This is a genomic window from Virgibacillus sp. (genome assembly GCF_013393565.1).
Taxonomy (GTDB): domain Bacteria; phylum Bacillota; class Bacilli; order Bacillales; family Amphibacillaceae; genus Virgibacillus; species Virgibacillus dokdonensis.
In genome coordinates, this window is sequence record NZ_JABXHF010000043.1 from 26,951 (window position 1) to 37,713 (window position 10,763).

The following is a 10,763-nucleotide window of genomic DNA, read 5'->3' on the forward strand; positions in this document are numbered from 1 at the left end:
AAAATAACTCAACTATTAAACAGAAGGGGATTTGTATGAAAAAAGATCGATTATGGCAGGAGTGGCATCCAGTTTTAAAGGAAACGGAATTACACGAAGATCCAAAGCAAGTTCACATTCTTGGAGAAAGAGTAGTTTTATTTCGAAATCAAAAGGGCGTTCATGCATTTAAGGATTTATGCATTCATCGAGGTGCAGCATTGTCTTTAGGGAAAGTAAAGAATGGGAATATTGTTTGTCCATATCATGCTTGGGAGTACAATGATGAAGGGATATGTGTAAAAATACCTGCCCTACCATGCGAGCGTGCCATTCCACAAAAGGCGAAAGCCACGGTATATCATTGTCAAGTGTATGCGGGATTAATTTGGGTAAACTTAAGTGAACAGCCTTTACCATTATTAAACTATCCAGAATATAGTAGAGAAGGATATCGGACTGCTATTTGTGGCCCTTATAAAGTGAGTGCTAACGCACCTAGAGTCATTGAGAACTTCCTTGATATTTCGCATCTTATGTTTGTTCATGGTGGTTTATTGGGAGATGAGGATCATGCTGAAGTGCAAAATTATGATGTTACGTTTGTTGATGGTCGTTTTATCACAAGTGAAATACCAATCTATCAGCCCAATCCAGATGGTCGTTCAGTAGGTGGCTATACGGACTATGTATATGAAATACTTAATCCTACTACAGCTCGTTTTACCAAATCAGTTGAGGGTTCAAGTGAAGAATTCATCGTCCTCATTACAGTCGTACAAGAAGCGGATGAACAAACAAAAGTGTTTATGCTATTAACTAGAAACTATGATTTAGATAAGCCGGATGAACCATTTGTGGAGTTTCAAGATCTAATATTTAAACAAGATTTAGATGTGGTTGAAAGCCAGAAGCCTGAGTTATTGCCGTTAGATTTGCAAGCCGAAATGCATTTGAAATGTGATGCTTTAACCATTGCTTATCGTCGCTGGTTAGATGAACTTGGCATAGAAACCGGAACTACTCCTAATTATCGAAAAAAGCGTGAAATAGTACCATCTTAATGATCTTGAAAAATTAAAGTCCGATCTACCATTTGAGATTCTTTGAAATATGAATGATAGATCGGATTTTCTCTTAAATGTTCGCGCAGAATCTATCCCTGCTTCAAGTAGATTTTTTTAAACGGTAAGAAAGTATAAAAATTAGATGCTTTGGGGTAATGAATTAACAGAATAAGCCACGTCCGGCTTCAGCGCCAGCAACTAGGCGACTTCACTCCCATTGCCCTAAGATAAGTCATCATCGGTTCGTGCTAAATAGGAAGACCGACTAAAAACGGGCTTGCCTTAGTGCGTCGGCATACCCCTGTAAAACATTAGTTGATTCGTTCCACTCGCTACGTTGCTAAACGGGCGCCCCGAGCCTTTGTTTAGCGGTTATGAGAATATGAGTAAATAACTGTGATTGGAGGGGAAGGTAATTGGGGAAGCAACTGTTAGCACATATAGCCTTACTTAGAAATGCTACTACAGACCAAAAGTTTATCATTGATGATCAATACCTTGTGCGTGCCTTTTCAAGTGAACAATCGTCAAATAGGCAAGCGGAATTTCATACACTTGCAAAGCTTTCTCCTTAAATTTGCTGAGTAAAAAACAAGGTCTATCCAAAAAGTATTTGGCTAGACCTTGTTCGTTTTTCACAAGTTAACGTTTTTAATTAGAAAGCAATTGTATATTTTAGACGTTTTCACTTTTTTGTGAGCGTCAAGAAACAGATGCTGTTCTTTAAACGATTTAAACGTATATTTTTTTGTTGTGCTTATTTTTCGCCACTTAGCTCAATTAAAATTTTAGCTTGAGACTTATCTGTAGATAATAATTCAAATCCTTTTTCTACGATGTCATCTAATTGAATTTGGTTAGTAATAATGGATTGTGGTTTTAATTGTCCACTTGCCATTAAGTCGATTGTTTGTTGGAAAGATGTTGGTGTGTACGCAATAGTAGAAGTGATTTTCACACCTTTTCCAGTTAGTTGCATTGGGTTCCACTCAATTGGTCTAGCAAAAATAGAAACGATGACCATCGTTCCACGTGGTTTTGTTACTTCAATAGATTGTTTGAAAGTAGGCGCTACACCAGCAACTTCAAATGAAGCATTGACACCCTCAGGTACGATATCGAAAACAGCTTTTACTGGATCTGTTTCCCCTGAATTAATGACGTGTGTCGCACCAACTTCTTTTGCTTTTTCTAAACGTGTTTCAGATAAGTCTAATGCGATAATTTTGCTTGCTCCAGCTGCTCTTGCTGCTAGGATGGTTAACAAACCAATTGGACCAGCACCAAATACTGCAACAGTGTCGCCAAATTGCATGCCAGCTTCTTTCACAGCTTGAACTGCTACTGCTGTAGGTTCAATTAATGCCCCATCTTGTAAAGTTAATGGTTCTGGTAAAAGATACACGTTGTTTTCTGGAACATTGGCAAAAGATGTGAATCCACCATCTGTGTGCAAGCCTACAAAAGAAAAACCATCATATGGATCAAGATCTTCTGATTTGTCGCCATGCGTAATAGTTGGATTTACAGCTACGCGGTCGCCTGGTTTGAAGTTTGTTACCTTTGCCCCAACTTCTTCAATGACACCAGCAAATTCATGCCCCATGGTAAGCGGCGCAATACCACCAGCTAATTCATCTTCTTTTTCTGTTGGAATAAATACTGGACCTTCTTCATACTCATGTAAGTCACTACCGCATAGACCAGCCCATGCAACCTTTACTTTAACCTCTGTGTCTTTTAATGGTTTTTGTTCTCTTTCTTCTACGCGAATGTCTTTTTGTCCATACCATACTGCTGCTTTCATAATGTTGTTACCCCCAAAAGAAAATTTTTACAAACTAACTCCGGTATTATTGTATCGCAGATTTACAAATTTCGACACTCTTTTGTTTGAGTTAACGACAATGTAACAAAATGTTCATATTTCTTAGGTTTATCTTCAAGGGATTACAACTGTATAGAAGGTACTCACTTCATGGTAATGAATAAATCTATTTTAAAATACCAGTGGCAGTAAGTTGTTGTTCTAGTGTATCCCATTCCATTTTTGTTAAGTTCTGTATTGGTAGACGGACATCTCCAACCGTAATGCCTAGCATATTTAGAGCACTTTTAACCGGAGCCGGACTTGACTGAGCAAACATTGCTTTCATTATTGGCAGTAATTTTTGGTGCGATTTTGCGCTTGTGGTGATGTCACCATTTCTAAAGTGCTGGATCATTTCCTGCATTTGGTTACCAATAATATGAGAGGAAACGGATACAATGCCATTTGCACCAATGGCAATGGCAGGTAGCGTTAAGCTATCATCTCCACAGTATAAAGTGAAACTATCTGGAGTGTTAGAGATTATGGTTGTCATTTGATCTAAATTACCACTTGCTTCTTTAACCGATACAATATTCTCTATGTTGGAAAGACGATTGATCGTATCCGCTTCCACTTGGACAGAAGTTCTGCCAGGTACGTTATAAAGCATTATTGGTAAATGTGTTGCGTTAGCAATCGTAGCAAAATGCTGATAAATACCTTCTTGAGAAGGCTTGTTGTAGTAAGGGGTGACAAGCATAATTGCGTCGACACCAGTTTTTTCAGCCAGCTTGGTTAATTCAATGGAAGCTTTCGTATTATTAGAACCTGTTCCGGCTATTATTTTTGCTCGTCCTTTAGAAACTGTAACTACATGTTTAAATAAAGCTATTTTTTCATCATTGGTTAACGTTGGTGATTCTCCAGTAGTACCAGCAATAACTAAGCTATCCGATCCATTTTCAATTAAGTAGTTGACAAGTTTTTCAACGGCATAAAAATCAATATTTTCGTTGTTGTCAAATGGTGTTACCATTGCAGTGATAACTTGGCCAAAATTCATTACTTCACACCCTTTTTTAAAATTATAGTGTAGGTAACAAGGCAATTTTGTCCGCAAAAAAGCAACAGCGACGGCATATCGCTGCTGCTTTGAAAGTTTAAAAGCTTCATGCGTCTAGATAGCCCTCCATATAGTTACCTATATGACAGTCCTGTATTTGTTCAATAGCAGAACCAGTTGTAGAAGTAATGAGTTCTCTACAACTTCGGCAAAGCACCCTTTTCACTATTTTCCATGGATCTCATTATCCTCCAATAGTGTACTTTTGAGCCTCGCACCTCTATCCTTATTTCAATAACATTTTGAAATAGGAATATATTCGATTGTCTGTACTATAGCAGATTTCTCCTTGTTATGCAAGAACACTTTTTACGTGTTTTATCTATATAAAATGCCTAAGATTAGCATACTTTGGTCCATTATCTATTATAGAATTGAAATCTAATCTAAGGCGTGCTTGCAAGCCACCTTTTGTCTAAAGTTCTTGATCTAGGCTTTAGCTAAGTGATACCTACGTTAATTGCATATTAGTGAGGCAGGTTGGGTCTTCTGTATAAGAGGAAAATTCAGATTGAACTTGTTTACCATCATGCTCTATTGTTATATGGTATTTTTTGTCTCTAGGAACCCATAAGTCAATAAAACCATTTGCCAAAGACATTACTTTTTCATCGACAACGACATTACCATCTTCATCTTCAATATATACATCGAATTCTTTCTTTACCATTTCGCCTTGGCATCCTGTTAAACTATGGTAAGTACAAGGATGCGTTTGTTCTACGAATGGAGCAATAGAAACGAAAAATTCATCTTTAGGGAGTTCATAGCTTTTTTCTTTTCCAGCTGTAGTATTTACAACTAGCTCTTCACCTGTAATCGAAGCTGATTCTGCTTTTTTTTTGTCCGTGCTGTAATCGTTTACTAACTGTTTAACGTCTACTTTATCACTATTCTCTTCAGTTTCACTTGTCGTATCGTCGTTATTACATGCAACTAGTATTAGTCCGAATAGTGATAGTAGCAAGAAGAGTAGTAAGGATTTTAATTTCAATATCGTCACCTCCATCTTATAGTTTATTGTTTGAGAAAAGTATAGCAAATCGTTCATTAAACAATCAATCATTTGCTAGCAGATGGTTATTTACCAAAAAGGTCGATTTTAAAAAATTACACTTTCAAAAACCTATATATAGTGGTTTATCCAATAATCCAAACGCTATATGCCGTGCATAAAATGATCTTTAGAACCTTAATTGTTACTATCATAAAAAAGTGCAAATATTTTTTCTTGTAGAACATTTAATATGAAAAAGGTATCTATTGGTTATATATCTAAATAATGGGTGTCAGGAATATAATGTAAATATTTGAAGGAGAAATAAATTAAATGATGTTATAAACAATGATTCTGGAGACATCATCGGTCCTAGCTTTAATTGGGGGTTTTTGGGATTGTCTAAAAGTGACAGCGTCTTTTTCTTATTAAAAAGCACCTTTTCCTTCTATTTTTCGAAACCAGATATAGGCTGGTTTCCATAGATGTTAAGAAGTTTCTCCCTCTCCGCGTTTTACTTTTTATTCATTTGCGCTTAGACTTTAAGTACACATCTCTTTAAAAAGGAAGGTATCATCATGAAAAATAATTTTCTTGGATATGCAGGGACGTACACGCGTAATACAAGTAAGGGTATCTATCGTTTTGAATTAGATCCAAAAGCGAAAAAAATAACAGCAGTTGAAGTAGCCGCTGAAGTTGGGAGCCCAACGTATGTAGCCGTTAGTGAAGATAACCGTTACTTGTTCTCCATTGGACAAGACGGAGATTTAGGCGGTGTACAAGCTTATCAAATAAAACAAGAAACAGGGGAACTAATAAAAATAGATGAACAACTAACAGAAGGGAAATCCCCATGTCACTTATCCATTTATGACAATCAAATAGTTACTGGTAATTACCATAGAGGCGAGGTAGTTTTATACGCTTTTGAAGATAACAAAGCATTAGTAACTGCGTCCGCTATACAACATAACGGTGATGGTCCTCATGAGCGTCAAGAAAAATCACACGTTCATTTTGCTGGATTTACGCCAGATCATAACTATGTAGTCGTTTGTGATCTAGGTACAGATGAGCTAGTAACCTACCGTATAGAAGATAATAAACTTGTTCGTCATCAAACACGAACCGTAAAACCGGGAAGTGGTCCAAGACATATTGTATTTCATCCCAATGGGAAAACAGCGTATTTACTTACGGAGCTTAGTTCAGAAGTAATTGTTCTAGATTATGATGCACAAACAGGAAGTTTTTCAGAAAAGCAAACCGTGCTTGCGAAACCAGCAGATTTCACAGAAACAAACGATGCTAGTGCGATTCATATCTCGTCAGACGGAAAATTTGTTTACACTGGTAATCGCGGTCACAATAGTATCGCGCTATTTGAAGTAGATGCAGAAACAGACGAATTAACCTTTATAGAATTTACTGCAACAGGCGGAGAGTGGCCACGTGATTTTGTATTAGATCCTAGTGAGTCCTTCATTGTTGCTTCCAATCAGCATAGTGGAAACTTAGTTTTATTTGCACGCGATCAAAAGACGGGAAAATTAACACCAATGGATTCTACTGTCGAAGTTCCTGAAGTAGTCTGTGTGAAATTTTTAAACTAGTTTTACATTGCTTGAATATACGAAATAACAGTATTACAATTACTAATCCGTTAAAGACTTGGCTTAAAGCCAAGTCTTTTTCATTTTATCAACTAATAAAATGAAGAAATGACTAAATATACCATAATATCCACCGATATAAACAAAGCAAAAGCAAAAAACATCTTCTAAGGAGGGGAGCAAAAAATATGTTAACCGTTGCAGCTCAAATCGTAGAAATCTTAAAAGCACAAGGCTGCCAGTATGCCTTTGGAGTTCCAGGTAAGCCTATTGTGCCGCTCATTTTAGAAATGGAACATCACGACATGGATTTTGTATTAGCACGACATGAATGTAGTGCTGGTTATATGGCAACAGGCTATGCCTTGAAAAATGATAGTTTAGCAGTTGCTATTGGTACATCAGGTCCTGGAGGAACGAACCTTCTTACAGCCGCAGCACAAGCAAAAGCATATCATGCACCTGTCTTGTTTATTACTGGTCATCCACCATTAACGGATATGGGGAAGCCAGTTGGTCAAGACTCAAGTATGTTTGGTACGGATTTAACAGAAATGTTTCGTTCTGTAACGTTGTTTAGCGCAAAGGTAGAGGATGCAAACCTGTTAAAAAAATATATTCAGTACGCTTTAGAACGAGCCTTGCTTGGAGAAAAAGGGCCAGTACATTTATCCATTCCCCTAGATGTACTTATTAATAAGATAGCCCCATTCTCATCGCCTATAAAGCTAATAAATGATACTCCTATTTCAGGGAATCTGAAGCAAGCAGCCCACATATTGCAAGATGCGAAACGTCCTGTTTTATTGTTAGGAAAAGGGGTTCACATAGCTAAGGCTTACCGAGAAGTAATGCAGTTTAGTGAAAAATGGAATATTCCGGTCATGACCACACCAGGAGGTAAAGGCACATTTCCCACAAAACATCGACTTTCATTAGGGGCGTATGGACTAGGTGGGACTGAAGCCGCTACTGCTTATATGGCAGAGGGTGTAGATGTGATGGTTGTTATTGGATCTAAGTTGACGGATATGTCAATAGCTGGATTGGCAAGTGAACAATACCCTAAAACAATGATTCATTTTGATCAACAGGCTGATTTTATCGGAAAGTCTATTTTAGTAGATACTGTATTTGTTAAAGGAGATGCAAAGAAGAATCTTCAGCAGTTAAATACGAACTATTCTTCAAATAGGGAAACGCCCAATTTAAAGCCGTATTGGAAAAAAGAAATACTTGATTTAGAAGAAAAGAAAAAAGACCAAGCTCCATACCAAAATTTATCTACAGCAGAAGTTATGAAATGTTTAAGAGCCGTATTACCTGAGGAGACCGTTGTATTTGGAGATGATGGTAGCCATACTTTCTATGCTATTAAATATTTTGATATTGTAAAATCTGGTACTTTCTTTTTTGACGATGTATTTGGTGCAATGGGGCACGGGCTTAATTTTGCAATCGGAGCAAAAATAGCTACAAAAGAAATACCTGTTGTTAGTTTTACGGGTGATGGCTGTGTGATGATGCAAGGAACGGAAATATCGACAGCTGTAAACCAAAAAATACCAATGATTTTCTATGTGTTTAATAATGGCATGCTTGACATGGTAGATAAAGGCATGCGTTATAACATTGGTAAATCAGCAGGAACAAGGTATACGACTGCAATGAATGCGACATTGTTTGCTGAATCTCTAGGCGCAATCGGTTATCGTTGCACAAAAATGGAAGAAATTGTCGAAGCAACTGAAATAGCGTTAAAAGAACGACAAACAGCAGTTATTGAAATCCTAGTGGAAAAAGAGGAAGTCCCTCCAACATTAAAACGTGGGTAAGGTGCAAATTTGCCATCTTTCCCTTCTTTATATGAATACCAAGATAGGAGATGAACATATTGACTAAACAAGAAAGAGGATGGAAGCAAATTGAAGAATTAGCCGGTTCTAAAGGAATAGATGCGATGAAAGAAGTTGAAAAGTTTTCGCCGCGTTTAGCTAAGCTTGCTTTAGAATTTGGCTATGGGGATGTTTATCACAATGATTCGCTTGATTTAAAGCAACGAGCCCTTATTACGCTATCTTCTTTAATCACCCAAGGAGATGCTGGTAGAGGATTAACCTATCATTTCCATGCAGCACTAAACGTTGGTGTTCATCAGTCGGAAATTTTAGAATTAATAAATCATTGTAGTGCCTACGCAGGATTTCCAAAGGCAATTCATGCATTGCATATTTTTAAATCAGTAGTTGAAGAAAGGGAGAAGAACAATGGCTAAGTATGAAATGAAAGTGTATAAAGATGTACTATATTTTAACTACTTTGAAATGGCTGGGACGAAAGAGGAAGCTGAGAAACATGCAAATGCAGTAAAAGAGGTTTTACAAAAACCCGAAATAAAAAAATTCCTTAATGATAATAGCAAGATTATAGGTGTAGCTAAGCCAGAGGTGAATATGGTATGGGGGAAATTTATGGAATGGGTAAGCAGTAATATTGAGAAAAACGCTACTGTAGCACCAAGTGTGGCGCTAAAAATGCAGTTGAATCGCTTATCTAGAACAGCAGGTACATATGACTCCATACGAGCTTTTACGAAATTAGATGAAGCACTGGAGTTCATGGGTATTCCAGAATTCAAAATAAATGAAGGATGAAAAGAGATGAAAAAAGTAGGAAGAAGCTTAACGGTTTATCAAACATTATTATTGTATTTATTTTTATTTACTTTAATTATTACTTTTATACCTTTGATTACACTTTTCATATTCATTATCTCAGATATTAGTTTGAAGTCTATTTCTGCATTAATCGGGCTATCTATTGCAAGTTTACTCTCCCTGTGTTTTGCCTATATCTATGGACATTTTCTGTTTTCTCCGTTTAAACAAAGTGTAAAAGATATAGATGTTAGCAGAGATGATTCTCTTCACCATCCTGTTTATAAGTGGGTGAAGGAGTGGATAATGAATACAGAGAATAATTATTCAGTAAATGAACAAGATCGACAAGTAATGGAATTAGTTGAACAAACAGCTGCATCTTCTCAGCAGCTGATGTCTACAACGGAAGAGACGACGAAAGCAACAGGCGAAATTTCTGCGTCCATTCAAGAATTAGCTTCTGGAGCAGATATGCAAACACAATCCATTCAAACGATTAATGATTCTTCATCGCAAGTCTTTTTTACTTTAACTGAAATAGATGAAAGTACGAAATTTGTGAAAGAGACGTCGAAAACGGCTAAGAAAAATGCGAAAAACGGAAGTGAAGTTGTTTTTAGTGCTACCGAGCAAATGGATGAGATAGCGAAGCAAGTGGATGATTCTATTCACGTCGTAAATGATTTAAAAGAAAAAATGAATCAGGTCGGAGAAATATTGTCGCTTATAACGGATATATCAAATCAAACGAATCTGCTTTCTTTAAATGCTGCAATTGAGGCTGCGCGTGCGGGTGAGCATGGGAAAGGGTTCTCTGTAGTTGCTGAAGAAGTTCGCAAATTAGCAGAGCAAACAAATGCAGCAACAGCTAAAACTCAACATCTAATTGATGAAATTCAAGGTGGAACAAAAGAAGTTATTCATGTCATTCAGGAAAGTGGAAATACCATTAAACAAGGTGTATCCAGAAATGGTGAAATTTCTCAAGTATTTCAGCTTATTTCTCAAGATGTGGATGTAGTGGATGAATTTATTCAAGATTTATCAGAAGCTGTTCATGAGGTAAAGGAAAATATGAATGGTGTTACTTCATCTATGGAAGATGTATCTAGTGTTGCAAGTCAATCGACAGCTAATCTACAAAATATTGTGGCTGTCGTTGAGGAACTAAATGCGTCTATGCAGGAAGTATCTTCTTCAGCCTCATTACTGGCTGATATATCGACGAAATTAAATGATCAAGTAGACAATGAGTGGAATAAATAGGGTTTTTTAATTAAACATATGGGCTAGCTTGTATTACTATATTTGTTAGTGATTAGTACTTGTGCTTTTATCTTGACCTTCTTATGTAAAGAAGGTCTTTTTAATGGTCTAGGAAATTATAAAATTTTGCAGCTGTGGATAAACTTACTAAGTTATTTAGCCACGTTCGACTCCAGCGCCCAGCAACTAGGCGACTTCACGAATCGCCCTACGATAAGTCATCATTGGTTCGTGCAACACCG

10 protein-coding genes and 1 riboswitch are annotated in these 10,763 nt (G+C 36.9%); of the genes, 7 read left to right on the forward strand and 3 right to left on the reverse strand.

All coding sequences use genetic code 11. From position 1 onward, the window contains the following. Positions 1-35: 35 nt before the first annotated feature. Both HLX49_RS10425 and HLX49_RS10430 read left to right on the forward strand, forming a co-directional pair. Entirely contained in the window at positions 36-1,043 is a 1,008-nt protein-coding gene (locus tag HLX49_RS10425) for an aromatic ring-hydroxylating dioxygenase subunit alpha (RefSeq protein WP_101933604.1), read from the forward strand. A 419-nt stretch (positions 1,044-1,462) separates the two neighbouring features. After that, a complete protein-coding gene (locus HLX49_RS10430; RefSeq protein ID WP_164085480.1) occupies positions 1,463-1,621 on the forward strand; it encodes a hypothetical protein in 159 nt (52 codons plus the stop codon). Between the two features lie 182 nt (positions 1,622-1,803). Here the strand turns inward: HLX49_RS10430 and HLX49_RS10435 are convergent, their stop codons facing one another. The 3 genes from HLX49_RS10435 to HLX49_RS10445 all read right to left on the reverse strand — a co-directional run bounded on the left by HLX49_RS10435 (position 1,804) and on the right by HLX49_RS10445 (position 4,976). After that, on the reverse strand, positions 1,804-2,853 hold the full coding sequence (locus HLX49_RS10435; protein WP_101933605.1) for a 2,3-butanediol dehydrogenase: 1,050 nt from the start codon (positions 2,851-2,853) through the stop codon (positions 1,804-1,806). A gap of 187 nt (positions 2,854-3,040) precedes the next feature. Continuing rightward, entirely contained in the window at positions 3,041-3,922 is an 882-nt protein-coding gene (gene dapA / locus HLX49_RS10440; RefSeq protein ID WP_077702879.1) for a 4-hydroxy-tetrahydrodipicolinate synthase, read from the reverse strand. Positions 3,923-4,033: 111 nt separating this feature from the next. Then, positions 4,034-4,213, reverse strand: a riboswitch (Lysine riboswitch). Between the two features lie 220 nt (positions 4,214-4,433). Further along, a complete protein-coding gene (locus tag HLX49_RS10445; protein WP_296361730.1) occupies positions 4,434-4,976 on the reverse strand; it encodes a CueP family metal-binding protein in 543 nt (180 codons plus the stop codon). Positions 4,977-5,557: 581 nt separating this feature from the next. Between HLX49_RS10445 and HLX49_RS10450 the strand changes: the two genes are divergently transcribed. The 5 genes from HLX49_RS10450 (at position 5,558) to HLX49_RS10470 (ending at position 10,521) form a co-directional block, all read left to right on the forward strand. Next, positions 5,558-6,595 carry a lactonase family protein gene (locus HLX49_RS10450; RefSeq protein WP_077702881.1) on the forward strand — a complete coding sequence of 346 codons (1,038 nt, stop codon included), beginning with the start codon at positions 5,558-5,560 and terminating at the stop codon, positions 6,593-6,595. 188 nt (positions 6,596-6,783) lie between these two features. After that, positions 6,784-8,430 (forward strand): thiamine pyrophosphate-binding protein, encoded by a 1,647-nt coding sequence (locus HLX49_RS10455; protein WP_077702882.1) that lies wholly within the window; start codon positions 6,784-6,786, stop codon positions 8,428-8,430. A 59-nt stretch (positions 8,431-8,489) separates the two neighbouring features. After that, positions 8,490-8,870, forward strand: coding sequence for a carboxymuconolactone decarboxylase family protein (locus tag HLX49_RS10460; RefSeq protein ID WP_077702883.1), 381 nt, complete (start codon positions 8,490-8,492; stop codon positions 8,868-8,870). Next, entirely contained in the window at positions 8,863-9,249 is a 387-nt protein-coding gene (locus HLX49_RS10465; RefSeq protein ID WP_073005783.1) for a hypothetical protein, read from the forward strand. Before HLX49_RS10460 ends, HLX49_RS10465 begins: the two co-directional genes overlap by 8 nt. 6 nt (positions 9,250-9,255) lie before the next feature. After that, complete coding sequence (locus tag HLX49_RS10470) at positions 9,256-10,521, forward strand: methyl-accepting chemotaxis protein (RefSeq protein WP_077702884.1); 1,266 nt, start codon at positions 9,256-9,258, stop codon at positions 10,519-10,521. Positions 10,522-10,763: the final 242 nt, after the last annotated feature.